Genomic DNA, 26,295 nt, shown 5'->3' on the forward strand with positions numbered 1-26,295 from the left:
ATGATGGCAGAGAGGTCACACCCGTTCCCATACCGAACACGGAAGTTAAGCTCTCTAGCGCCGATGGTAGTTGGGACCTTGTCCCTGTGAGAGTAGGACGTTGCCAGGCAATATTATTCCGCAGTAGCTCAGCGGTAGAGCTATCGGCTGTTAACCGATCGGTCGTAGGTTCGATTCCTACCTGCGGAGCCATTGGAGAGCTGTCCGAGTTGGCCGAAGGAGCACGATTGGAAATCGTGTATACGTCACAAGCGTATCAAGGGTTCGAATCCCTTGCTCTCCGCCATAGGATTTATAATATTTGGCCCGTTGGTCAAGTGGTTAAGACACCGCCCTTTCACGGCGGTAACACGGGTTCGAATCCCGTACGGGTCACCACTTTGGAGGATTAGCTCAGCTGGGAGAGCACCTGCCTTACAAGCAGGGGGTCGGCGGTTCGATCCCGTCATCCTCCACCATATAAATTTTATATGAATAGTATTATCGCGGGGTGGAGCAGCACGGTAGCTCGTCGGGCTCATAACCCGAAGGTCGCAGGTTCAAATCCTGTCCCCGCAACCAAATGGTCCCGTGGTGTAGTGGTTAACATGCCTGCCTGTCACGCAGGAGATCGCCGGTTCGACCCCGGTCGGGACCGCCATTTTAATAAGGCTCGGTAGCTCAGTCGGTAGAGCAGAGGACTGAAAATCCTCGTGTCGGCGGTTCGATTCCGTCCCGAGCCACCATTTATTTTAATAAAATACGCCGGCTTAGCTCAATTGGTAGAGCAACTGACTTGTAATCAGTAGGTTGGGGGTTCAAGTCCTCTAGCCGGCACCATGTAAGTTTCGGAGGGGTAGCGAAGTGGCTAAACGCGGCGGACTGTAAATCCGCTCCTTCGGGTTCGGCAGTTCGAATCTGCCCCCCTCCACCATTTACATAGGGGCATAGTTTAAAGGTAGAACTGAGGTCTCCAAAACCTCCAGTGTGGGTTCGATTCCTACTGCCCCTGCCAAATATATTTACACAACATGGCGGTTGTGGCGAAGTGGTTAACGCACCGGATTGTGGCTCCGGCATTCGTGGGTTCGATTCCCATCAGTCGCCCCATTTTTATTTTAAAAATTACAAATAATCTAATGGATACTTACATATAATTAAGTAAGAATTCGATGGGCTATAGCCAAGCGGTAAGGCAACGGACTTTGACTCCGTCATGCGCTGGTTCGAATCCAGCTAGCCCAGCCATTTTTGCGGAAGTAGTTCAGTGGTAGAATACAACCTTGCCAAGGTTGGGGTCGCGGGTTCGAATCCCGTCTTCCGCTCCAATAAAATTTTATATGGCGGCATAGCCAAGTGGTAAGGCAGAGGTCTGCAAAACCTTTATCACCGGTTCAAATCCGGTTGCCGCCTTTTCTTTTGTGCCGATGTGGCGGAATTGGCAGACGCGCACGACTCAAAATCGTGTTCCTTCGGGAGTGTCGGTTCGACCCCGACCATCGGTATCATGAACGGCGTAATAAAAGACTCTACACCAAATGTGTAGAGTCTTTTTATATTTTCATCACACTATAAAATAAGCAAAATGGTGTGTTGATGAAATGGTTATAAATGATTAAGGTAAACTTATTCATTTAGTACATGCAATACAGTTGGGGAAAGCTACAAAACAATAAAGGGATAAATTTTTATCCCTTTATATAATTTCATTATTTTATAGAGAATTTCTCCAACCTGGTGACATGAAGTTAAATCCGACGCCACCAGTAGATATTAGTACATGATCAGCTGTTAATTTCGTAATTTCTAAGAACTTCTTTTCAAACTCTTCTCTGTTGTATTTGTACATAGTTGAGTGGCATGACCACATGTGCGTTGAAGTACTCAACCAGTCTCCTAATTCCTTTAATTCAGGAAACGACTCAAATCGAATTGGTTCATCTAATTTCATGAATCTCACTTGATAGATAGTTGGGTTTAATTTTTCTCCTATTCCTTTAAAAGCATGTGATTTTTTGTCTTTGGAATGTGTCATAATTCACCCTCCATCTTTTCTTCAAATTTTTTCCTATTTTTATTATACAACAATAGAAAACAATTATGGGAATAATATGGAAATCTTTATTGGCAATATAAAAAGACTGTAACAGAAATGTTAGAGTCTTCTTGTTAAATTATACTATGTGCTTCTAAAATTCGTAATAAACGTAGGAATTCATGTATAATATAACTTGTCGAAAGAACAAAATGATAGTGATTTATATTATGTCTGTAATATGAATCAAAAATGAACTTTTTATATTTCTTTTAAAAATGTGTTGAACACACATTATATTTCATATTAATATTTTTATGTAGATTTAAAACGGGAAAGAGAGTGGAAAGTATGGGCCGTAAATGGAACAATATTAAAGACAAAAAAGCATCAAAAGATGCAAATACAAGCCGTATATACGCGAAATTTGGGCGTGAAATTTATGTGGCAGCAAAACAAGGCGAGCCAGATCCAGAATCAAACCAAGCACTAAGAGTTGTATTAGAGCGTGCGAAAACATACAATGTTCCAAGAACAATTATTGATCGTGCAGTTGAAAAAGCAAAAGGCGGTTCAGAAGAAAATTATGACGAGCTTCGTTATGAAGGATTCGGACCAAATGGAGCTATGGTTATTGTAGATACACTTACAAATAACGTAAACCGTACTGCAGCAGATGTACGAGCTGCATTTAGCAAAAACAGTGGTAATATGGGTGTGAACGGTTCTGTAGCTTACATGTTTGATGCGACAGCTGTTATCGGCCTTGAAGGTAAAACATCAGATGAAGTTCTTGAAATTTTAATGGAAGCAGATGTAGATGCACGTGACATTCTAGAAGAAGAAGATTCTGTTATCGTGTATGCTGAACCAGATCAATTTCATGCAGTACAATCTGCACTTAAAGGTGCTGGCGTTGAGGAGTTTACAGTTGCAGAATTAACAATGCTTGCACAAAGTGATGTAACACTTCCTGAAGATGCTCAAGCACAATTTGAGAAAATGGTTGATGCATTAGAAGATTTAGAAGATGTTCAACAAGTTTATCACAACGTAGACTTAGGAGAGTAATACGATAGATGACCCTTTTCGCTTAGCGGATAGGGTCTTTTTTATGAAGTTAATTAAGGTGATGAAGTATTAAAGGTATTTTGTTGTAGGTAGGGAATATGATTATAGGGATATATAAAATATTCATTATCTCTAGGAGGCTTAATATGGAACATAAGACACCAAAGCATATCGTTGCTGTAGCAGGTTATTTAACAAATGAAAAAAATGAAGTGTTATTAACAAAAGTGCACTGGCGAGCTGATACGTGGGAGTTGCCAGGAGGACAGGTAGAAGAAGGCGAAGCGCTCGATCAAGCTGTCTGTAGGGAAATAAAAGAGGAAACAGGGTTAACGGTGAAGCCTATCGGAATTACAGGCGTTTATTATAATACTTCTATGCATATTCTAGCTGTTGTTTTTAAAGTAGCATATATAAGTGGTGAAATAAAAATTCAACCTGAAGAAATACAAGAGGCTAAATTTGTTGATTTAAATGAAGAGAACATAGATGAGTATATAACGCGTCCTCATATGAAATCTAGAACGCTTGATGCAATGAGAGCAACACATTTTATTCCGTATGAAACGTGGGAAGTACAGCCGTATAATTTAATAGGAAGATTGTAAAGAAAAGAGTAGCCGATTTGAGATACATTCGAATCACTACTCTTTTTTTGTATACTGTTTAAGAAAAAGGTCAAAATAATAATAGCACTAGTATTGATTTTAGGAACGTTTGTTCTGTATAATAAATCTATATGTTATATACATTTAGATTACTAGATAGTCAAAAGTATATATATTTGTAGATGATATAATTAAAGTGTAAAGTGAAAATATAATAGTCTTAAGGGTTTCTCTTTTATTGGTTATTCGTACTTTAACATAACCTATATTCAATATTTCAGATGAATAGTAGATAAAAAAAGACTGTGATACAATACTTTTTTATCCAACTATTTGCTGGGCAGTAAGCTTGATTAATGAGGGCCGATTAAAGTTTCACTTTATACCTTACAATGATGTAAGGTACGTGTAAGAGAAATCGATGGGATATTTTTTTACAACAATGTATTCTTAAAGTAAGAGTTATATGCTGTGTGGAAAAGAGGTGTTCAAGATGAAAGAACGAGTATTATCTAGGGTGAACTATCATCAAAAAGTTGCATTAAATCCAATGACTAAACTTTTTTATAAAGCCATTATATTATTATTATTGTTAAGTTGTACGTTATTATTCATTGGAAATGTAATGATTGAGAAAAGTGATATTAGTAAATTACATGTACCGGCTAAGTTAGAGGTGCCAGAATCATTAACACATGCATTTATTGCGACAGAAGATAAAAGATTTTATCATCATAACGGTTTAGATTATATAGCAATTATTAGGGCCTCTGTTGAGAATATAAAGGCTGGTGGTGTCGTGCAAGGAGGAAGCACAATTACACAGCAGCTATCTAAAAATGCCTTTTTAACGAATGAACGTACATTTTCTCGGAAGTGGAAAGAGATTTTTTATACGAAAAAAATTGAACGCACATTTACGAAGGATGAAATATTAAAATTATATGTAAGTAATATTTATTATGGAGAAGGAGCATGGGGAATTGAAAAAGCAGCAAACCTTTACTTCGGTAAAAAGGTGAACCAATTAACGTTGGCTGAAAGTGCAATGATGGCTGCTGTAGTAAAAGCACCTGCTTATTACTCACCTGCCCAAAATTATGATAAAGCAGTAGAGAGACGTAATGTCGTTTTGAGACTAATGGAGAAAGAAGGCTATATAAGCCATGATGAGTATGTTCAAGCAGTTAGTGAGAAATTGGTAATTCGTCATGATATAAAAATAGAGCAGTCGATGTTAAATAGCGCGCGTAAAAAAGCAGTAAGTTAAGAGAAGTTCCTACAGAGGAGCTTCTTTTTTTGAATAAATTGTGACAAATTGTGACACAATATCGTCACAATTATTGTGTTTTTGTAATTTATGTGAGCGTGTTCATTGCGTGACGTATATAAGTGTTGATATTATGTGTATTGTGTACAATGCTGTATACAGAATATGAATTTAAAGAGGAATGTATATGAAATCAAATAAACTCATGGCTCTTGGTATAGTTTTTTCTATCGCAGTATTGATTGTCATTGGAACAATTGCGTATAGCATCATAAATGACAAAAAAGATAAAGGGAATGAGATGTTTGCTTATTCTACGCAACAATCTTTAGGGAAAGATGATGCTCCAGTTAAGGTAGTTGAATTTGGAGACTTTAAATGTCCTGCTTGTCGTACTTGGGATGTAACAGTATTACCTCGATTAAAAGAAGAGTATATTGATAAAGGCAAAGTGCAGTTATACTTTATTAACTTCCCATTTATCGGAAAAGACTCAGATTTAGGTGCAGCAGCTGGTGAAGCAATTTATAAACAAGATAAAGATTCATTCTGGATTTTCTATGATGAGATTTATCAAAATCAAAAGAAAGATACGGAAGAATGGATTACAGAAGATTTGCTTCTTAGCATTGTGAAAGAGAAACTTCCAAAAGTTGATGTAGAGCAATTTAAGAAAGATTTACACAGTAAAGACATTAAAGAAAAAGTAAGTAAAGATTCAGATCGTGCTCAAAAATTAAAAGTTCAAGGTGCTCCTTCTGTATATGTAAACGGAAATCTTGCAAATCCTGATTTTGATAGTATGAAGAAGGCAATTGATAAAGAATTGAAAAAGTGATGAGGTCTCTCATCACTTTTTCGACTTTTTTCGATAAAATTCTTGCCTCTACTTTTTTTACATGCTATACTATTTTACATAAGTTATTCTAATATCTTATATGTAATTCATATTTGCGGGTGTAGTTTAGTGGTAAAACAAGAGCCTTCCAAGCTCTGGTCGAGAGTTCGATTCTCTTCACCCGCTCCAAATTTTATTAAAAGTTTTTCTATAAATTGTGATCAACGCAGTGTTTCGTTTCCGAGATAAACGAGGCATTGCGTTTTTTAATGTTTGAAAAATATAATTACATGCGAAAATAGAAGTAAATGATAGTATTCCAAACGTGAATTACTAACCAATAGAGTGGTTACATAAGGGGTGGATTCATCTGAGGAGGCGATTAAGAGTGGATTTTGAACAATTAAAGCAAGATGTAATTGCGTATAGTAAAACAATTGGCATAGATAAAATAGGCTTTGCGAGCGCTTCTCCTTTTGAGGAATTAAAGCAGCGCTTAATCCAGCAACAACAATTAAATTATCAATCTGGATTTGAAGAGCCTGATATAGAGAAGAGAACGAATCCGCAACTGTTATTACCGGGTGCTAAATCAATTATTGCGATTGCTTTAGCATATCCTTCAAAATTAAAAAATGCACCATTAAGTAAGCGTGGAGAACGCCGTGGGATTTTTTGTCGTGCTTCTTGGGGACAAGATTATCATCTTGTTTTACGAGATCGTTTGCAAAAATTAGAGGCATATTTAATTGAAAAACTTCCCGATATAGAAGTGAAGTCCATGGTTGATACAGGTGAATTAAGTGATCGAGCTGTATCAGAGCGTGCTGGTATTGGATGGAGCGGTAAAAACTGCTCTATTATTACACCTGAATTTGGTTCGTACGTATACTTAGGGGAAATGATTACAAATGTTCCATTCCCGCCAGATAAGCCGATAGAAGATCAATGCGGAGGCTGTACGAAATGTATCGATATTTGCCCTACCGGTGCTTTAATACAGGGGGGACAGTTAGATTCAAAGAAGTGCATTGCGTTTTTAACACAAACGAAAGGATTCCTACCTGAAGAATATCGCGATAAAATAGGAAATCGCATATATGGATGTGATACGTGTCAGACTGTTTGTCCGAAAAACAAAGGAATGGATTTTCATAATCATCCTGAGATGGAGCCGGATCCTGAGCTAGTTAAACCATTATTAACGCCACTTTTAACAATTAGTAATCGTGATTTTAAAGAGAAATATGGGATTATGTCAGGGTCATGGAGAGGGAAAAAACCACTGCAAAGAAATGCGATTTTAGCATTAGCACATTTTAAAGAAGCATCGGCAATTCCAGATTTAATTGGTGTTATGAAAGATGACCCAAGACCGGTACTACGTGGAACGGCAGCATGGGCACTTGGGAAAATTGGCGGAGATGGAGTAGGCGAAGCGATTGAGAAAGCGATGGAACGTGAGAAAGATGAAGAAGTGCTTCATGAAATGAATCGCGGGCTTGAATTGTTAGCACAGAAAAAAGAGTAGATAATATTTCCCTTTTTCATATTGTAATATGGGAGGGAGACAGAATGGTTGTAAAAACGAAGATTGAAAACCAAGTACAACAATTTTTAGCATATATAACGGAGAAAAGAACGAATGTGGATGGTATTGCTGAGGATTTACTACAAATGGCACTGAGAAAGAAACAATTGTTTCAAAGGCGTAGTGCACATATAGTGAAAGCAACTGCGGATGTTTCTTTCATTAGACAATTAAATAGTAATGACCATCAAGAAATTGATTATCAAATACATTTTAAATATTTAATTAAGCATAAAGAATTATTTTATATTGAAGAGGAACAATTAAAACGAAGAGTTTGTTTAAATAATAGTCGAATTATAGGCGATTCTGCTATTGAAGTGTCAGAAGAAATTAGAATGGGTGAGACATTAGAAAGGGATATTACGAAAGAGAAGTACGGTTCTTATCAGTATAATCGTTTAGAGGCAGTGAAATATGCAGAGCGTTGGTGGGATGACCGGAATCCTATGTATCGTAATTTCCCTGATAATTGTACGAATTTCATTTCTCAATGTCTTCATACTGGAGAAGTACCTATGAACGGGTATCCTAATATTCGTAAAGGATGGTGGCAAAGGGAGAATCAGTGGAGTTGGAGCTGGGCTGTTGCACATTCTTTTTATTGGTATTTGTCAGGTGCTACAACAGGACTTCGAGCAGAGGCGGTAGAGAGGCCAGAAGAACTTATTCTTGGAGATGTCATTGCTTATGATTTCGAGGATGACGGAAGATGGAATCATACGACGATTGTAGTAGCAAAAGATGCAGATGGTATGCCGCTTGTAAATGCACATTCAGCGAATAGCCGTCGACGTTATTGGAACTATGAAGACTCTAGTAAATATACACCACAAATGAAATATAAATTCTTTCATATTATTAATGGGTAGAGATTTTTCGCTCAAGTGGTATAATACGTAGTAGACAAAAAACAGAGGTGAATATCGCGTGGGAGTACATGTTGTTTTATATCAGCCAGAAATTCCAGCAAATACAGGGAATATTGCTCGTACTTGTGCAGCAACTGGAACAGAATTACATTTGATTAGACCGCTTGGATTTTCAACGGATGATAAAATGTTAAAGCGTGCAGGATTAGATTATTGGCAGCACGTAAAAATTACGTATTATGATTCAATTGAAGAATTTTATGAAAAAAATAAAGACGGTGAATTCTTCTATTTAACAAAGTATGGCGAGAAAGCTCATACAGCGTTTGACTATAGCAAGCGTGAGAAGGATTACTATTTTGTATTTGGAAGAGAAACAAACGGCTTACCAGCTAATGTAATCGAAGAAAACTTTGATCATTGTTTACGTATTCCAATGACAGATAAAGTACGTTCATTAAATTTATCTAATACAGCAGCAATTTTAATTTATGAAGCGTTCCGTCAACAAAATTACCCTGGATTAGATTTAGAAATCGTTTATTAAAAGTCGCCATATGGCGACTTTTTTTTATAAAATAAAAATAATATATAATCATACATTTAAAAGAGAGGACATAATCATATAGAATGGGATATATGATTAAAAATAGATAAGACGGGTTGAGATAAATATGAAGGAAGAATATAGTAATCAAAATACCTTTTTAAGTATGATAGATATGGATTTAATTAGACAAGGATTATTACATGCTATTCAAGATTTAGTATTCATATTGAAAGTTATTGATAATGAAACGTTTCAATATATGTATGTGAATAAAATAGGAATGGATTATGCTAGGTTAAGCGAAGAGTGCTATGGAAAAACTTTTGCAGAAGTATTACCAAAAGATATAGCGGGGATATTGCAAAGGCAATATGCAAAAGTAGTGAGAGAAGCGAAAGCACACACCTTTTGTGATGTAGTCAATTTACCAAAAGGTGAGATACATTATGAATCTTCACTTAATCCTGTCTGCGACGAAGAAGGAATATGTCAATTTGTTATTTGCATTACAAGAGATATTACAGCTCAAATTGAGGAGAAGACAAAGATAGAGGAAAAACAAATGTTATTTAAGTCGTTACTGGAATATAATAATGACTCAATTATATCTATAGATTCTATAGGGAGAGTTACATATGCAAATCCGGCAACGTATGAAATATTTGGATACCGGTATGAGGAATTAAATAATAAATTTATTTTTGAATTCATTAATAAAGAATATGAAAAAGATTTTCAAATTATATTTAAGGGATCGATGCAAGGAAAAGCAAAACAAATTGTTTCAAAGAAATATGTTCATAAAGAAGGGTACGAGCTATATATTTCTTTGAGAACTATCCCGATTATTGTGAACGGTGAAATTGTTGGGATTTATATTGTTACGAGGGATGTTACAAGGCAAGTATTAAACGAAATGCGAACAGAATATTTAGCTTACTATGACCAGTTAACGGGATTAATGAATAGAATTTCATGTACAAATAAGTTAAATACTTTTTTAAATGAGAGTGTAAATTTTGCGCTTGTATTTATAGATTTAGATGAGTTTCATCGTATTAATGATACATTTGGTCATAAAGAGGGAGATAAAGTATTACAAAAAGTTACAGAATGTTTAAGCAATCTAAAAATAGAAGGTATGCACTTATTTAGAGAACACGATGATCAATTTGTTATGTTGATAGAAAATATAAAGAAAGAATATGTAGAGGAAGTTGCAAAAAGCATACTGAAAAATATTAGTGAATATTTTGTAATCGAAGAAGAAGATGTATATTTAAGTGCATCAATTGGAATTGTAATGGCTCCAGCAGATGGAGAAGATGAAAAAATACTATTTCAGAGGGTCGATGCTGCTTTAGAAAAAGCAAAAGAAAAAGGAAAAGGACATTATCATTTTTATTGTAGTGGATTAGACTGTGAGCGTGAACAAAGGTTTATAATAGAAAACCAGTTACATCGTGCTATAGAAAAAAATGAATTTTTCTTATATTATCAGCCACAAATAAATATTGAAACGAAAAAAATAGCTAGTATGGAAGCTTTAATAAGGTGGGAGAATAAGGAATTAGGATTTGTTTCTCCAAACCAATTTATTCCGTTGGCAGAAAGAACAGGATTTATTATTAAGCTCGATGAATGGGTAGTAAATCAAGTGTGTCAGCAACTGCGCGAATGGTTAAATAAAGGATATGAAGTGGTCCCAATTGCGGTTAATATTTCAGCTAGACACTTTCGTTCTATTACATTAATAGAGATGATTACACGGGCTTTAAATAAGTACAATGTATCAGCTCATTTATTAGCGATAGAGGTTACAGAAGGAGCTCTTATACATAAAGATATATCAAAGAGAGTGTTACTACAATTAAAAGAACAAAATTTAAAGATTCATTTAGATGATTTTGGAACAGGCTATTCATCTTTAAGTTATTTAAAAACATATCCAATTGATACTTTAAAAATTGATCGTTCTTTTATGGAAGGTATACATATAGATGAACGTGATACGAATATTACAGCTGCAATTATTCATTTAGCTCATACTTTAGAATTGAATATAATTGCAGAAGGAGTAGAAAAAAAGGAGCAAATACAGTTTTTGAAAGAAAAGAATGTGAAGCTTGTACAAGGTTATTATTATAGCCGACCACTATCCAAATATGATATGGAAAATATGTATTATAAATAAAAAAATGATGTGCTAAAAGCACATCATTTTTTATGTGTACCTGGTTTGTCATTGTAACCGGATGTAAAAATAGCTGTAAGAAATGTGAGTGATACACCTAAAATTAATAATAATTTCATACTAATATCCTCCTTACTGTTTTCGGTTTATGAGTTTTATTTATTATCCAAAATGTATGTAAGGTTCTTAGAAGAAAAGAATTTATTTATAATGAATAGCAGTGTAAAAATGTTAATACCTATATTATACAGAATTTTCTTTGAATTTTGGAGGGAATTTTAGCGTGCTATTATATATTTCGTTTTGATTTAAAGAATGTTTAAGGACATCCTAGCATACCTTTTATAATAATCCGATTGAACAAGGAGATGGGGGAGGAGCTATAATGGATATTCTAAAAAAGATTGAACAGCATCGAGCAGCAGAAGAACGTTTACAATGGGAAGGTACGTTTGCGGAGTATTTGGAGCTTGTGAAAGAAAGACCATGGGTGGCTCAAACAGCACACTCTCGCATTTACAATATGATAAAAGACGCTGGAATTGAAGAAGTTGATGGTAGAAGAAAGTATAACTTCTTTAGTAATCAGCTCTTTGGATTAGAGGATGCTCTAGAACGTCTTGTAGAGGAATATTTTCATCCATCTGCAAAACGATTAGATGTTAGAAAAAGAATTTTATTATTAATGGGTCCTGTTAGTGGAGGGAAATCAACGTTAGTTACAATGTTGAAACGAGGATTAGAAACATATTCAAGAACAGATCGCGGAGCAATTTTTGCAATTAAAGGATGCCCAATGCACGAGGATCCACTGCATTTAATTCCACATCATTTACGAGATGATTTCTTTGATGAGTATGGGGTTAGAATTGAAGGGAATTTATCACCACTAAATGTCATGCGTTTAGAGCAAGAATACGGATCAAGAATTGAGGATGTAGTTGTAGAGCGTATTTTCTTCTCTGAAGATCGCCGTACAGGGATTGGTACATTTAGCCCGTCTGATCCAAAATCACAGGATATTGCAGATTTAACAGGTAGTCTGGACTTTTCTACGATTGCAGAATATGGTTCAGAATCAGATCCGCGTGCGTATCGATTTGATGGAGAATTAAATAAGGCAAACCGAGGAATGATGGAGTTCCAAGAGATGTTAAAATGCGATGAGAAGTTTTTATGGCACTTATTATCGCTTACGCAAGAAGGGAATTTCAAAGCGGGAAGATTTGCGCTTATTTCAGCAGATGAATTAATTGTAGCGCATACGAATGAAACAGAGTATCGCTCATTTATAGCAAATAAGAAAAATGAAGCATTGCACTCAAGAATTATTGTAATGCCAGTTCCTTATAATTTACGAGTAAGTGAAGAAGAACATATTTATGAAAAAATGATTCGTGAAAGTGATGTATCGAATGTTCACATTGCACCACACACACTTCGCGTTGCAGCAATGTTCACTATTTTAACTCGTTTAAAAGATCCGAAGCGTCCGGATATTGATTTAATTAAAAAGATGCGTTTGTATGATGGAGAAACGGTAGAAGGTTATAATGCGATTGATGTAGAAGAATTACAACGCGAATATCAAGATGAAGGTATGAAGGGTATTGATCCTCGTTATGTCATTAACCGAATTTCGTCTACAATCATTCGAAAAGAGGTACCATCTATTAACGCGTTAGATGTACTTAGATCTTTAAAAGATGGGCTAGATCAGCATCCATCCATTAGTAATGAAGACCGTGAACGTTACATGAACTTCATCTCATTAGCGAGAAAAGAATACGATGAAATCGCGAAGAAAGAAGTACAAAAAGCGTTTGTTTATTCATATGAAGAATCAGCTAAGACGCTTATGGATAATTACTTAGATAACGTTGAGGCGTACTGCAATAAATCGAAATTACGTGATCCGTTAACAGGAGAAGAAATGAGTCCAGATGAAAAATTAATGCGCTCAATTGAAGAGCAAATTGGAATTTCAGAAAATGCTAAGAAAGCGTTCCGTGAAGAGATTTTAATTCGCATTTCTGCTTATGCCCGTAAAGGAAAACGCTTTGATTATAATTCACATGAACGTCTTCGTGAAGCGATTCAGAAAAAACTATTTGCTGATTTAAAAGATATAGTGAAAATTACAACATCAACGAAAACGCCGGACGAAAATCAGCTTAAGAAAATCAATGATGTTGTTGCGCGTTTAATTGATGAGCATGGTTATAATTCTTCTTCAGCAAACGAATTACTACGCTATGTAGGTAGCTTGTTAAACAGATAGTTTGATAACAAAACGCTGTCTCTTGTATTTTGCGGGACAGCGTTTTATTATCCGTTCATATGTGTATAAAGTGTCATACCTTGTCCAAATGTAATAAATTAAGATGCAATTTTATGAATTTATTGTCAATTATTTTTACAATATGCATATGATAGAGTAACCAACCATTCATACGAAAAAAGCCAACACAATACAATATGTTGCAAAGTAAAAATGTGTGCAACAATGCATTGTGTTTCTTTCTTATCAGTGGCTGAATATTTCTTTCTATTTATGTGAGTGGCAAAATTTTGTTTAGGATGCTCGGGGTATTGTATGAAAAACGTTATAAATGTTTATGGGATGATTTTCTGTGGGCAGTTACCTTTCAAATATTCTAGCTTGCATATTACAGAACAAAATTTATAGATTGCTGTTCATACAGGAAGACAATTACAGTAAGGAGGGAAAGGAATGGGCGAAGAAAATCAACCAAATTATACGATTTCACAGGAAAACTGGTCCCTCCATCGCAAAGGATATGACGACCAACAGCGCCATCAAGAAAAAGTACAAGAGGCAATTAAGAATAATTTACCCGATCTTGTAACAGAAGAAAGTATAGTTATGTCTAATGGCAAGGATGTTGTAAAAATACCAATTCGTTCTCTAGATGAATATAAGATTAGATACAATTATGATAAAAATAAACATGTTGGGCAAGGAAACGGTGACAGCAAAGTTGGTGATGTCGTTGCGAGAGATGGATCAGGTGGTCAAAAACAAAAAGGGCCAGGAAAAGGGCAAGGAGCAGGAGATGCAGCTGGGGAAGATTACTATGAAGCTGAAGTCTCTATTTTAGAATTAGAGCAAGCGTTTTTCAGAGAGTTAGAACTGCCTAATTTAAAGAGAAAAGAAATGGATGAAAACCGGATTGAACATGTTGAATTTAATGACATTAGAAAAACAGGATTATGGGGAAATATCGATAAGAAACGAACAATGATATCCGCATATAAACGAAATGCGATGGGTGGTAAAGCATCTTTTCATCCAATTCATCAAGAAGACTTAAAGTTCCGCACTTGGAATGAAGTATTAAAGCCAGATTCAAAAGCTGTTGTATTAGCGATGATGGATACGAGTGGATCGATGGGAATATGGGAGAAATATATGGCACGTAGCTTCTTTTTCTGGATGACAAGATTTTTACGCACAAAGTATGAAACAGTTGATATTGAATTTATTGCTCATCATACAGAAGCGAAAGTCGTTACAGAAGAAGAATTTTTCTCAAAAGGAGAAAGTGGCGGAACAATATGTTCTTCCGTATATAAAAAAGCATTAGAACTTATCGATAATAAATATTCACCTGACCGCTATAATATTTATCCATTCCATTTTTCAGATGGTGATAATTTAACATCAGATAATGCTAGATGTGTAAAACTTGTTGAAGAGCTAATGAAGAAGTGTAATATGTTTGGGTATGGGGAAGTGAATCAGTACAACCGCCACAGTACACTCATGTCAGCCTATAAAAATATTAAAGATGAAAACTTTAGATACTATATTTTAAAGCAAAAAGCAGACGTATTTCATGCGATGAAAAGCTTTTTTAGAGAAGAATCAGGTGAGAAAATGGCATAACCTCTTTTAAAGAGGTTCTTTTTTTGTAAACTTTTTATTTTTTCAGTTGACAATGATAATGAAAATCATTATCATTTATTCGAGAAATGATTACATTTTGAATTATATATTTCGGAGGAGATGTAAAGTTGAAACAAAATAAAAGAAAACGTATAAATGCAATGATTATAGCGGCGGCGTTATCACTTCCGTTTGCTGTGTATTCAACACCTGCTTTAGCGGCAGTAGCAATTGAGGCGAATAAAACTGGACAAGGTTTAGAAGATGGTACATATGACGCTGTTATTAAAGCGTATAAAGATAAAACGAATGAAGAGTCTATGGCAGCTGTTTATATAAAGGATCCGAAATTAACAATTGAGAATGGAAAGAAAATTGTAACAGCAACGTTAAGTGATAGTGATTTCTTTCAATACTTGAAGACAGAGGATATTCACACTCCAGGTGTGTTTCATGATGTGAAAGTAATATCAGAAGACAAAAAGAAAAATGGAACGAAAGTGATTCAGTTTGAAGTAGGGGAATTAGGAAAAAGGTATAATATGCGAATGCATATTTATATTCCAACAATGGCCTATGACAATAAGTACCAAGTACAGTTTGAAGTAAATACATTGAATTTAGATAAAGATGTTCCAGAAGCACAAAAGGAAAATAAAGAGGATAAAGTGGATCAACAAGATGCAAATGTAATAGTAGATAAGCAATTACAAAGGCATATTAATAAATATAACTTGAATAGAGAGAATCTAGATAATCCAATAACTAAGGAAGATTTATTAAAAGTTAAATCCTTAATAGTCGTTGAAGCTAAAAGTAAAGGAATAAAAGACGTAAGTGGTCTAGAATATATGACGAACTTAGAAAACTTAACGTTGGAAGAAGTTAAGTTAAAAAATATAAAATTTATCTCGGACTTGAGACAATTGAAATCATTAAGTATAACCTATGGTGAACTTGAAGATATTGGACCTTTGGCTACGTTAGAGCATATTGAGTTTTTAACTTTGAGAAACAATAAAATCTCAGATTTAAGCCCATTAAGCCAAATGAAGAAGATTAAAATGCTAGATTTAAATAGTAATTATATAAAAGATATTAAACCATTATTTACAGTGAAATCTTTAAGGACTTTGACGGTAGCAAATAATCAAATTAGTAATGCAGGTCTTGAAGGAGTTCACCAATTAAAGAATTTAAAGACATTTGAAATAAGCAATAATGGATTGAGTAATGTTGAACATATTAATGGGATGAATAAATTAATTGAATTAGGGCTTTCCAAAAATGAATTAGTAGATCTTACGCCATTATCAAAATTGTCAGGGTTACAGAAATTAAATCTAGAAGAAAACTATATTTCAGATATAACGCCACTTAGTCAATTAACAGGTTTATATGATTTAAAACTAGGTTCAAATGAAATTCGTGATGTTAGACCAGTTCAAGAATTAGGAAAAAGAATGTATATCGATATTCAAAGACAAAAAATTTTTTTAGATGATGTAGAAAAAGATAAGGAAGTTAAAATACCTATTTATAATTTACAAGGAGAGGCACTTGATACTATTCAATTGAAGAGTGAAGATGGGATCGTTAATAATGGTTCTGTTAAATGGGGGACTACCGGTGAAAAAACATATGAATTTATGTTGGATATAAATCCAGAAGAGAATCGTATTAAGTTTAATGGAACAGTAATTCAAAATGTTGTTGAAAGATTAGACGAAATCAAGGAAACAATAAAAGAGAATAATGAACAAAAGGAAAATGTAATTCTCGATAAAACTTTACAACAACATATTAATAAAGAGAATTTAGGTAGAGAGAATGTAAACGCTCCTATCACAAAAGAAGATTTATTACAGATTAAAAAATTAGAGATACTTAAAGAAAAAGGAAATGAGATAAAAGATATAACAGGTTTAGAATACATGACGAACTTAGAAAAACTCACTTTAGAAGGAGTAGGCCTGAAAAATATTGAGTTTATCTCAAACTTGAAACAATTGAATAATGTGAATGTATCTCATAATCAAATTGAAGATATAACACCACTATCTTCATTGGAAAATTTACAGTGGTTAAATCTTGCGGACAATCATATTAAAGATGTAACGGTTATTGGTTCCATGCTAAACTTATTTAGCTTAAATTTAGCTGGAAATGAGATTCGTGATGTAAGGCCGTTAATACAATTAGGTCAGTGGTTTACAATTGATGTTGGAAGACAAAATATCATTTTAAATGATGCAAAAATAAACGAAGAAATTCAAGTTCCTGTATATGATTTAGAAGGAGAAAGTATTGAAAATATTCAATTGGTAAGTGAGGGAGGGACGTTTAATAACGGAGTAATAAAATGGAGTACCCCAGGTGAAAAGGTGTATAAATTTGATTTAGATTCTGATGAAATTAGCATAAGGTTTAACGGAACGGTAATCCAAAATATAGTTGAAAAAGAAGAAGTGACAGAACCAACAAAAGAAGTTGAAGAAGCGAAAGAAGAAGTAAAAGAGCCAACAAAAGAAGTTGAAGAAACGAAAGAAGAAGTAAAAGAACCGGTAAAAGAAGTTGAAGAAACGAAAGAAGAAGTAAAAGAACCGGTAAAAGAAGTTGAAGAAACGAAAGAAGAAGTAAAAGAACCGGTAAAAGAAGTTGAAGAAACAAAAGAAGAAGTGAAAGAACCGATAAAAGAAGTTGAAGGTACAAAAGAAGAAGTGAAAGAACCGATAAAAGAAGTTGAAGGTACAAAAGAAGAAGTGAAAGAACCGGTAAAAGAAGTAAAAGAGGAAGTAAAAGAGTCAACGAAAGAAGTTGAAGAAGCGAAAGAGGAAGTGGACGAGCCAACAACAGGAGTTGAAGGATCGAAAGCGGAGGTAAAAGAAACAGGAAAAGAAATTGAAGGTTCAAAAGACGCGGTAAATCAATCAGCAGTAGTCCAAGAACAAAACGTGAATAATCAAGTTGTGAAAGAAAATAAACCAGCTGTTAATAAGCAAGAAGAAAGTAAGAAATCATTAGGAGCAACAGGTGGACAAGAGAATACATCAACATTACTTTCAGGCATAGCGTTAGTTCTTTCAGCACTGAGTATGTTTGTATTTAGAAAGAGATTATTTAAGAAATAAAAAACGTTTTATCTTATTATAACGTAAGATGATTATATGAGTTTTTGAGAAGACATTATCATGGCGATTTCATTTTGAAATATGCTTATGGTGATGTCTTTTTTAGAAGGATATAAATGGAAAAGGTGTGAGTATATTAGTGAAGGAGGAGAGGTTATGTATGTCAGTTCTATTTTGAAAATTGAAGAGGTGGCAGCATTTATTGCGAATATGAATAAAGATGCTACTCATCATGTTGGCTATTGTGGAGATGAGAAAGAGGAGTTGTTACAGACAATTATTCATGATTTTTCAGATATAGGCTGGGAACAATCTTTTGTTGCTACTTATGAGAATAATAATTTAATAGGTTTATTAGGATTTGATGTGGATGAAGTAAAGAAATGTGCAGAGATATGGGGGCCGTTTATTATCGCAGAGAATTGGGAAGAAGTTGCTTTACATATGTGGAAGGAACTTATAGAAAAGGTGCCTTTTCATATTGAGAGATTTTATGGTTTTTATCATGTGGAAAATAATAATTGTGCCCGTTTAATGAGGAATTTACATGCAAAAGAACAAGGTCGACATAGTATTCTCGTTTTAAATAATATTGTGGAGCACCGTATTATATGTAATGTAGAAGAGGCTTTACCACAAGTGTTTGAGCAGTTTATCGCTTTACACAATCATGTGTTTTCTAATACGTATTATGACGGAAACGAAATTATTGAACGTTTAAGTAATACGAATAAATTATTTGTAAGTATGAAGAATGATAAGTTAGAAGGTTATGTATATGTGGAAGTAAATCCAGAGTTTCAAGAAGCGAATATCGAATTTATTGCAACCGCTGAAAATAGTAGAAGAAAAGGTGTCGGAGAGCGGTTATTACAAAAGGCAATTCAGTATATTATTTCCTTCCAAGGAATGAAGGAGATAGAATTATGTTTGAATACGAATAATGATCGTGCGATGAAATTATACAAGAAAGTAGGATTTGAGGAGAAGGCATGTTTACAACACTATATAATAGAGTGAAAACCCATTCGTATGAAAATTATATTTCATACGAATGGGTTTTATTAATCTACTTTTCCCTCAGTTGTTACGGATTCAGAAGTAATTTGAGGTGCTAATCGTTACATAACCTTTTTTATTTTTTGAGATACTTCTTTTGTTTGCAAATTAACATCTTCTTTTCGCAGCTCCTTAAAGAGCGAAATGACCATAAGAACGACTACGATAGAAAATGGTAGTGCTGCGATGATAGCTGCGATTTGTAGTGCATTTAATCCTCCAGCTTGTAATAAAATAGCGGCAATTATCGCGATTGTTAATCCCCATATAAGTTTTAAACTATTTTTCGGTGATAAGCTTCCGTTACTCGTTTGCATTGAAACAACAAATGTTGCTGAATCGGCAGAAGTAACGAAAAATGTGGCTACTAAAATTAACCCGATAATCGTTAAAAAGGTAGAAAATGGTAGATGTGAAATAACAGCAAATAATCCAATCTCTGTACCATTTTTTGCAATTTCATCAGCTATTCCAAGCGATTGGAACATTTCCATATGAATTGCGGTACCACCAAATACTGCAAACCAAAATGTACAGATAAGAGTTGGGACTAATACAACTCCAAAAATAAATTCTTTTATTGTGCGTCCTTTAGAAATACGTGCGATAAATGTGCCGACGAATGGAGACCAAGAGATCCACCATCCCCAATAGAAAATAGTCCAGTTTTCAATCCAAGAAGAAGATTTTTCACTAAATGCTCCTAAATTTAATCCCATACTAGGTAAAGCGCCGATATAAGAACCGAGTGTAGATGTGAAATATTTCATAATAAATACAGTTGGTCCTAAAAGTAAGAAAGAGATGAGTAAAATACTTGCAAGAGAGAAATTCAAGTTACTCAAATATTTAATCCCACGATCTAAGCCAGTTTGTGCACTTGTTAAATATAAAACAGCGAAGATAGCTATAAGTACGAGCTGAGTAAGTAAAGTGTTATGAATGGAAGGGAATAAATAGCTTAATCCTCCAGCAATTTGTTGAGCACCAATCCCAACAGATGGTACAATGCCAAACACTGTGGCTAAAACAGCTAAAATATCAACTGTTTTTCCAATACGGGAATTTTTCGATCGATTAAATAATGGAGTAACTGTAGCCCCGATAGTGCTACCTTTTTGTTTGCGGAATGTGAAATATGCAATTGTTAAAGCGACCATTGCGTATAGTGACCACGGAAAGAGTCCCCAGTGGAAAAATGAATATTGCATAGCGAGTTTGGCGCTTTCTTCTGTACCTGCTTTTCCTGTTAACGGATCTGTAAAATGTGAAATCGGTTCAGCGATTCCATAAAAGAGGAGTCCAATTCCCATTCCTGCCCCAAACAACATGGATAGCCAAGATGGATAATTATATTTTGGCTTTTCTCCATCTTTACCGAGACGAATAGAACCGTACTTGGAAAATGCTAAATAAGCAGCCAAAATAATCATTGTAGTCATAAGTAGAGAGTAAAACCATCCAAATTTATTGAGGATAAATGAGTTTAAAGAAGATGTAACACTTTGTAAATCGTAGCCTTGTATCCAACTTGCTGGGGTAATTCCCCATATAATGAATAATGTTGTTAGCAAGAAGGAGATATAAAATACACTGTTTTCTTTTTTTATCATAGAATCCCACCCTTATTTAATAAAGTTAACAATTATAATAATCATAACAATTAAGTTTTTAATTGTCAAAAAATTCCCTTTTTATAATGTGAAAGGATGCAATTTGTTTTAGGGAGGTAAAGAGCAATGCGTTCACGATATGTACAAATTATAGGAAGAAATAATATGAAATATTGCATTTTATATTGTTACATCCAGATTTTATGTTAAATTCTTGAATGGAATATTAAAATAGGGGGTCAGGATATGAACAAGAAATCAAAGATCAATAAAGTGATGCTTAGCATTAGTACAATGGCTTTATCGTTAGGCGCACTTCAAACTCATGCAGCAGCGGAAGAAAAAGTACCGTATAACGTGTTAAAAACGAAACCGGTTGGAATTGAAAAGTCGGTAGATGAAGTTGGACATATTTCAAAAGTTGATGAAACTTTATCATTTCAAGAACGTTTAAAAGTAGGAGATTTTTCACAGCGACCAGCATCTATTACGAAGAAAACTGCAGTAAAGCAGGTTAAAGAAAGCTATTCAATGGCTGATTTAAACAAAATGAATGACCAAGAATTAGTTGAAACGTTAGGCAGTATTAAATGGCACCAAATTACAGACTTATTCCAGTTTAATGAAGATGCAAAGGCTTTTTATAAAGATAAAGGAAAAATGCAAGTCATTATAGATGAATTAGCTCATAGAGGTAGTACATTTACGAAAGATGATTCAAAAGGAATTCAAACGTTTACTGAAGTGCTGCGTTCAGCTTTTTATCTTGCATTTTATAATAGTGAATTAAGCGACTTAAATGAAAGAAGCTTCCAGGATAAATGTTTACCTGCTTTAAAAGCAATCGCAAAAAATCCAAACTTTAAGCTTGGTACAGTTGAACAAGATACAGTCGTATCTGCGTACGGTAAATTAATTAGTAATGCTTCAAGCGATGTTGAAACGGTTCAATATGCATCGAATATTTTAAAGCAATACAATGATAATTATACTACTTATGTAAATGATCGAATGAAGGGACAAGCAATATACGATATTATGCAAGGTATTGACTATGATATGCAGTCGTACTTAACTGAGGCTCGTAAAGAAGCGAATGAAACGATGTGGTATGGAAAAGTAGATGGGTTTATTAATGAAATAAATCGTATTGCTCTTCTAAATGAAGTAACGCCAGAAAATAAATGGCTCGTTAATAATGGCATTTATTTTGCTAGCCGTTTAGGGAAGTTTCATAGCAATCCAAATAAAGGATTAGAGGTTGTTACACAAGCGATGCATATGTACCCGCGCTTAAGTGAACCGTATTTTGTTGCGGTAGAACAAATTACAACAAATTATAATGGTAAAGATTATAGCGGGAATACAGTAGATTTAGAGAAAATACGTAAAGAAGGAAAAGAGCAATACTTACCAAAAACGTATACATTCGACGATGGATCAATTGTGTTCAAAACAGGAGATAAAGTATCAGAAGAAAAAATTAAGAGACTATATTGGGCTGCGAAGGAAGTAAAGGCACAGTATCACCGTGTAATTGGAAATGACAAAGCGTTAGAGCCAGGAAATGCGGATGATGTATTAACGATCGTAATTTATAATAGTCCAGATGAATATCAGTTAAATAGACAATTGTATGGATATGAAACAAACAACGGTGGAATTTATATTGAAGAGACAGGTACATTCTTTACATATGAGCGTACACCAGAGCAAAGTATTTATAGTTTAGAAGAGTTATTCCGTCATGAATTTACTCATTACCTGCAAGGTAGATATGAAGTACCAGGTCTATTTGGAAGAGGAGATATGTATCAAAATGAAAGGTTAACTTGGTTCCAAGAAGGAAATGCAGAGTTTTTCGCAGGATCTACTCGTACGAATAACGTTGTACCAAGAAAGAGTATAATTAGCGGATTATCATCTGATCCTGCAAGCCGTTATACAGCAGAGCGTACACTATTTGCTAAATACGGTTCTTGGGATTTCTATAATTACTCGTTCGCATTGCAGTCTTACTTATATACGCATCAGTTTGAAACATTTGATAAAATTCAAGATTTGATTCGTGCGAATGACGTGAAAAATTATGATGCATATCGTGAAAATCTAAGTAAAGATCCTAAGTTAAATAAAGAGTATCAAGAGTATATGCAGCAGTTAATTGATAATCAAGATACATACACTGTACCAGAAGTAGCTGATGATTATTTAGCTGAACATGAAACGAAGTCATTAGCAGCGGTGAAGAAAGAAATTAGTGATACGTTGCCTATGAAAGATACAAAAATGACAAAACATAATTCTCAATTCTTTAATACATTTACATTAGAAGGTACGTATACAGGTAGTGTCACAAAAGGTGAATCAGAAGATTGGAAAGAAATGAGTAAAAGAGTAAATGAATCTTTAGAACAATTGGCGCAAAAAGAATGGAGTGGCTACAAAACTGTTACAGCATACTTCGTCAATTATCGTGTGAATAGCTCAAATGAATTTGAATATGATGTAGTCTTCCATGGAATCGCAAAAGATGATGGAGAAAATAAAGCTCCAACGGTTAATATAAATGGCCCTTATAGCGGTCTTGTAAAAGAGGGAATTCAATTTAAAAGTGATGGCTCAAACGATGAAGATGGAAAAATTGCTTCTTATTTATGGGAATTTGGAGATGGAAGCACAAGTGCAGAAGTGAATCCAGTACATGTATATGAAAGAGAAGGTTCTTATAAAGTATCGTTAAGAGTAAAAGATGATAAGGGAAAAGAGAGCAGAAGCGAAACAACTGTTACGATTAAAGATGGAAGTTTAACAGAATCAGAACCAAATAATCGTTCAGAGGAAGCAAATCGTATCGGGCTAAATAGTACTATAAAAGGTAGTCTTATTGGCGGGGACCACACTGATGTTTATACATTTAATGTAGCATCAGCGAAAGATATCGACATTTCTGTTTTAAATGAGTATGGAATTGGGATGACATGGGTACTTCACCATGAATCAGATATGCAAAATTATGCGGCTTACGGTCAAGCTAATGGGAATCATATAGAAGCAAAATTTAATGCAAAACCAGGTAAGTATTACTTGTATGTATATAAATATGATAATGGCGATGGAACATACGAATTGTCAGTAAAATAAGTGCTTTTCCAATGTATGTTTAACTTTACTTTTTGTGGAAAATAGTATATTATATAGATATATAATATATCGGTTATTTTCTAGGAGGAGCCTGTCACAATAGGTTTCTCCTGTTCTTTTTTAGAGGCCTGTCTTACAGGCTTTTATTTAAAAGATAAATAACTGAAAATTAAGAACAATAATCTTTGAAAGAGGTGGGGCATACACATAACAAAAAAGGGATTGTTTAAGAAAGGGGGATAAGAAATGGTCTTGTTTGGTTATCCACTTGAAACAATTTATTTATATGGATTTATTATTGCTACTATACTCACTGTTATTTATATCTTCTTTGGAGATATATTTGAATCGATATTTAGTTTTGGGGGCGGATCTGTATCCGTTGTTACTTTATTACTTAGTTTCTTCGCCATGTTATGTGGGCTTAGTTATATAGGAGAGTACTTATTTTCCTTTAATAGTATTACTATTTTCGGGGCTGCATTTGCTATATCTTTTATCGGTGTTTTCATCATGAAAATACTAATTTTAAAACCGATTGCAGAAGCAGAACAAAATACCGTACAACGTATGGATGAATTTATCGGTTGCAAAGGAGAAGTCATTACGACAATTCCTACAGAAGGATTTGGTGAAGTATTAATTTTATCCCAATTTGGAAGTAATGCAATCCCAGCTAAAACTGTTGGAAAAAAAGATATTTCGCAAGGAACAGAGGTTATTATCGAGGGAGTCCAAGATGGTGTTTTACTTGTACAAAACATCGCTTATTCTTTAAAAAAACCAAAATTATAAGGGGGAATTTACATGACGATTCCATTAATTATCGGTGGAGTTTTACTGGCAATTTTAATTCTACTCATTTTAGTATTCATTACGAAGTATCGTACGGTTGGTCCAGATGAAGCGTTAATTGTTACAGGGAACTGGCTTGGTGGAGGAAAGAATGTTGTTACCACTGATGATGGAAAGAAGATTAAGATTATCCGCGGGGGCGGTACTTTCGTAGTTCCAATTATGCAAAGAGCAGAGCCTTTAAGCCTATTAAACTACAAATTAGAAGTTGGTACACGTGATACGTATACGAAGCAAGGTGTTCCAGTTACAGTAAATGGTGTTTCTATTATTAAAGTAGGTTCTACAATTGAAGAAGTATCTACTGCAGCTGAGCAATATTTAGGAAAAGAAACAGAAGAGTTAAAAGTAGAAGCAAAAGAGGTTTTAGAAGGTCACTTACGTGCAATCTTATCTTCTATGACAGTAGAGGATGCGTATAGTAATAGAGAGCAATTTGCTCAAAAGGTACATGAAGTAGCTTCTACAGATTTAAAGAAGATGGGACTTCGCATTGTTTCTTTCACAATTAAAGAAATAATGGATAAAAACGGATACTTAGATGCGCTTGGTCAGCCGCAAATTGCGACAGTTAAGCGTGATGCAACAATTGCAAATGCAGAGCGTGAAAAAGAAGCACGTATTGAAAAAGCACGTGCTGAAAAAGAGGCAAAAGAAGCAGAATATCAACGTGATGCACAAATCGCTGAAGCTGAAAAACATAAAGAATTAAAAGTACAGTCCTATAAGAGAGAACAAGAGCAAGCACGTGCAGATGCGGATCTTTCTTACGAATTACAACAAGCGAAAGCACAACAAGGTGTTACAGAAGAGCAAATGCGCGTTAAAATCATTGAGCGTGAAAAGCAAATCGAGTTAGAAGAAAAAGAGATTGCGCGTCGTGAAAAGCAATACGATGCAGAAGTTAAGAAAAAAGCAGATGCAGATCGTTATGCTGTTGAGCAATCAGCAGAAGCAGAAAAAGTAAAACAAATTAAAAAGGCAGATGCGGATCAATATAAGATTGAAGCTGAAGCGAGAGCTCGTGCGGAAGAAGTACGTGTGGAAGGTTTAGCGAAGGCGGAAATCGAAAAAGCGCAAGGTCAAGCGAAAGCGGAAGTACAAAAAGCGCAAGGTACAGCAGAAGCAGATGTTATTAGATTAAAAGGTTTAGCAGAAGCAGAAGCGAAACAAAAAATTGCTGAAGCATTTGAATTATATGGTCAAGCGGCAATTATGGATATGGTTCTTAAAATGCTTCCAAGTTATGCGAAGGAAGTTGCAAGTCCGCTTAGTAATATTGATAGAATCACAGTTGTCGATACAGGCGGCGGTGGTAAAAATAGCGGGGCCGGAAAAGTTGCGGGCTATGCGACTGATTTAATGGCAACGATGCAAGAAACGTTAAAGGCTTCTTCTGGAATTGACTTAAAAGAGCTATTAGAAGGATTTGCAGGAAAAGGAGCAGTGCAACAATTATCAAGTGATAAACCTGTTGTATCTGTAGTAGAAGATAAGAAAAAAGAAGTAGAAAAAGATAAAGAATAATAAGGTGGAAAGAACCTCTAGTAAGTGAAATACTAGAGGTTCTCCTAT

At 34.6% G+C, this 26,295-nt stretch carries 17 protein-coding genes, 16 tRNA genes and 1 rRNA gene; 32 read left to right on the plus strand and 2 right to left on the minus strand.

Features of this window, described 5'->3' with window-relative positions; genetic code table 11:
* The 16 genes from rrf to ACTFRM_RS26405 all read left to right on the plus strand — a co-directional run.
* A 5S ribosomal RNA gene (gene rrf, locus ACTFRM_RS26330) occupies positions 1 to 109 on the plus strand; the annotation flags it as partial.
* An 8-nt stretch (positions 110 to 117) separates the two neighbouring features.
* Positions 118 to 192: transfer RNA gene (locus tag ACTFRM_RS26335), tRNA-Asn, on the plus strand.
* A 2-nt stretch (positions 193 to 194) separates the two neighbouring features.
* Positions 195 to 286 (plus strand) — tRNA-Ser (locus tag ACTFRM_RS26340).
* A 17-nt stretch (positions 287 to 303) separates the two neighbouring features.
* Positions 304 to 378, plus strand: a tRNA-Glu gene (locus ACTFRM_RS26345).
* 4 nt (positions 379 to 382) lie between these two features.
* A tRNA-Val gene (locus ACTFRM_RS26350) sits at positions 383 to 458 on the plus strand.
* Between the two features lie 26 nt (positions 459 to 484).
* Positions 485 to 561 (plus strand) — tRNA-Met (locus ACTFRM_RS26355).
* A gap of 3 nt (positions 562 to 564) precedes the next feature.
* Positions 565 to 640, plus strand: a tRNA-Asp gene (locus tag ACTFRM_RS26360).
* A gap of 9 nt (positions 641 to 649) precedes the next feature.
* Positions 650 to 725 (plus strand) — tRNA-Phe (locus ACTFRM_RS26365).
* Positions 726 to 743: 18 nt separating this feature from the next.
* Positions 744 to 819: transfer RNA gene (locus ACTFRM_RS26370), tRNA-Thr, on the plus strand.
* A 10-nt stretch (positions 820 to 829) separates the two neighbouring features.
* Positions 830 to 913: transfer RNA gene (locus ACTFRM_RS26375), tRNA-Tyr, on the plus strand.
* Positions 914 to 920: 7 nt separating this feature from the next.
* Positions 921 to 994, plus strand: a tRNA-Trp gene (locus ACTFRM_RS26380).
* Between the two features lie 19 nt (positions 995 to 1,013).
* Positions 1,014 to 1,089: transfer RNA gene (locus ACTFRM_RS26385), tRNA-His, on the plus strand.
* A 63-nt stretch (positions 1,090 to 1,152) separates the two neighbouring features.
* Positions 1,153 to 1,227 (plus strand) — tRNA-Gln (locus ACTFRM_RS26390).
* A gap of 5 nt (positions 1,228 to 1,232) precedes the next feature.
* A tRNA-Gly gene (locus tag ACTFRM_RS26395) sits at positions 1,233 to 1,307 on the plus strand.
* Between the two features lie 14 nt (positions 1,308 to 1,321).
* A tRNA-Cys gene (locus ACTFRM_RS26400) sits at positions 1,322 to 1,392 on the plus strand.
* Between the two features lie 10 nt (positions 1,393 to 1,402).
* Positions 1,403 to 1,484, plus strand: a tRNA-Leu gene (locus tag ACTFRM_RS26405).
* 209 nt (positions 1,485 to 1,693) lie between these two features.
* Here ACTFRM_RS26405 and ACTFRM_RS26410 read toward each other — a convergent pair.
* Entirely contained in the window at positions 1,694 to 2,014 is a 321-nt protein-coding gene (locus tag ACTFRM_RS26410) for a DUF3884 family protein (protein WP_000149743.1), read from the minus strand.
* A 351-nt stretch (positions 2,015 to 2,365) separates the two neighbouring features.
* On the opposite strand from ACTFRM_RS26410, the gene ACTFRM_RS26415 reads away from it, so the two are divergent.
* The 13 genes from ACTFRM_RS26415 to ACTFRM_RS26475 all read left to right on the plus strand — a co-directional run bounded on the left by ACTFRM_RS26415 (position 2,366) and on the right by ACTFRM_RS26475 (position 19,069).
* The gene (locus tag ACTFRM_RS26415; protein WP_000532952.1) at positions 2,366 to 3,085 is read left to right on the plus strand and encodes a YebC/PmpR family DNA-binding transcriptional regulator; all 720 of its coding nucleotides are present in this window, start codon (positions 2,366 to 2,368) and stop codon (positions 3,083 to 3,085) included.
* A 146-nt stretch (positions 3,086 to 3,231) separates the two neighbouring features.
* Complete coding sequence (locus ACTFRM_RS26420) at positions 3,232 to 3,693, plus strand: NUDIX hydrolase (protein ID WP_000400455.1); 462 nt, start codon at positions 3,232 to 3,234, stop codon at positions 3,691 to 3,693.
* Positions 3,694 to 4,186: 493 nt separating this feature from the next.
* A complete protein-coding gene (locus tag ACTFRM_RS26425) occupies positions 4,187 to 4,963 on the plus strand; it encodes a transglycosylase domain-containing protein (protein ID WP_000664715.1) in 777 nt (258 codons plus the stop codon).
* Positions 4,964 to 5,150: 187 nt separating this feature from the next.
* Positions 5,151 to 5,801, plus strand: coding sequence for a DsbA family protein (locus ACTFRM_RS26430; RefSeq protein WP_000841307.1), 651 nt, complete (start codon positions 5,151 to 5,153; stop codon positions 5,799 to 5,801).
* A gap of 115 nt (positions 5,802 to 5,916) precedes the next feature.
* Positions 5,917 to 5,990: transfer RNA gene (locus tag ACTFRM_RS26435), tRNA-Gly, on the plus strand.
* Between the two features lie 199 nt (positions 5,991 to 6,189).
* On the plus strand, positions 6,190 to 7,332 hold the full coding sequence (gene queG, locus ACTFRM_RS26440; RefSeq protein WP_000345215.1) for a tRNA epoxyqueuosine(34) reductase QueG: 1,143 nt from the start codon (positions 6,190 to 6,192) through the stop codon (positions 7,330 to 7,332).
* A 44-nt stretch (positions 7,333 to 7,376) separates the two neighbouring features.
* Positions 7,377 to 8,264, plus strand: coding sequence for an amidase domain-containing protein (locus ACTFRM_RS26445; RefSeq protein ID WP_000260591.1), 888 nt, complete (start codon positions 7,377 to 7,379; stop codon positions 8,262 to 8,264).
* A gap of 58 nt (positions 8,265 to 8,322) precedes the next feature.
* Positions 8,323 to 8,811, plus strand: a complete 489-nt coding sequence (gene trmL, locus ACTFRM_RS26450) for a tRNA (uridine(34)/cytosine(34)/5-carboxymethylaminomethyluridine(34)-2'-O)-methyltransferase TrmL (RefSeq protein ID WP_000538147.1) — start codon at positions 8,323 to 8,325, stop codon at positions 8,809 to 8,811.
* Positions 8,812 to 8,938: 127 nt separating this feature from the next.
* Positions 8,939 to 11,008, plus strand: a complete 2,070-nt coding sequence (locus ACTFRM_RS26455) for a sensor domain-containing protein (RefSeq protein ID WP_000657172.1) — start codon at positions 8,939 to 8,941, stop codon at positions 11,006 to 11,008.
* Between the two features lie 385 nt (positions 11,009 to 11,393).
* Positions 11,394 to 13,289: a PrkA family serine protein kinase gene (locus ACTFRM_RS26460; protein WP_000353273.1), complete on the plus strand. Its 1,896-nt coding sequence runs from the start codon at positions 11,394 to 11,396 to the stop codon at positions 13,287 to 13,289.
* Between the two features lie 453 nt (positions 13,290 to 13,742).
* A complete protein-coding gene (gene yhbH / locus ACTFRM_RS26465) occupies positions 13,743 to 14,918 on the plus strand; it encodes a sporulation protein YhbH (RefSeq protein ID WP_000503517.1) in 1,176 nt (391 codons plus the stop codon).
* 128 nt (positions 14,919 to 15,046) lie between these two features.
* Positions 15,047 to 18,049, plus strand: coding sequence for a leucine-rich repeat domain-containing protein (locus ACTFRM_RS26470; protein ID WP_440043769.1), 3,003 nt, complete (start codon positions 15,047 to 15,049; stop codon positions 18,047 to 18,049).
* Between the two features lie 156 nt (positions 18,050 to 18,205).
* Positions 18,206 to 19,069, plus strand: coding sequence for a GNAT family N-acetyltransferase (locus tag ACTFRM_RS26475; protein ID WP_000289531.1), 864 nt, complete (start codon positions 18,206 to 18,208; stop codon positions 19,067 to 19,069).
* A gap of 101 nt (positions 19,070 to 19,170) precedes the next feature.
* On the opposite strand, the gene opuD is transcribed toward ACTFRM_RS26475, so the two are convergent.
* Entirely contained in the window at positions 19,171 to 20,721 is a 1,551-nt protein-coding gene (gene opuD, locus ACTFRM_RS26480) for a glycine betaine transporter OpuD (protein ID WP_259592604.1), read from the minus strand.
* A gap of 246 nt (positions 20,722 to 20,967) precedes the next feature.
* Between opuD and colA the strand changes: the two genes are divergently transcribed.
* The 3 genes from colA to ACTFRM_RS26495 all read left to right on the plus strand — a co-directional run bounded on the left by colA (position 20,968) and on the right by ACTFRM_RS26495 (position 26,247).
* Positions 20,968 to 23,865, plus strand: coding sequence for a collagenase ColA (gene colA, locus ACTFRM_RS26485; RefSeq protein ID WP_440043770.1), 2,898 nt, complete (start codon positions 20,968 to 20,970; stop codon positions 23,863 to 23,865).
* A 246-nt stretch (positions 23,866 to 24,111) separates the two neighbouring features.
* Positions 24,112 to 24,660: an NfeD family protein gene (locus ACTFRM_RS26490; RefSeq protein ID WP_000242445.1), complete on the plus strand. Its 549-nt coding sequence runs from the start codon at positions 24,112 to 24,114 to the stop codon at positions 24,658 to 24,660.
* Between the two features lie 12 nt (positions 24,661 to 24,672).
* Positions 24,673 to 26,247, plus strand: a complete 1,575-nt coding sequence (locus ACTFRM_RS26495) for a flotillin family protein (RefSeq protein WP_440043771.1) — start codon at positions 24,673 to 24,675, stop codon at positions 26,245 to 26,247.
* The last annotated feature ends 48 nt before the right edge of the window (positions 26,248 to 26,295 follow it).

This window comes from Bacillus cereus group sp. MYBK227-1, assembly GCF_051916325.1.
Lineage (GTDB): Bacteria > Bacillota > Bacilli > Bacillales > Bacillaceae_G > Bacillus_A > Bacillus_A cereus.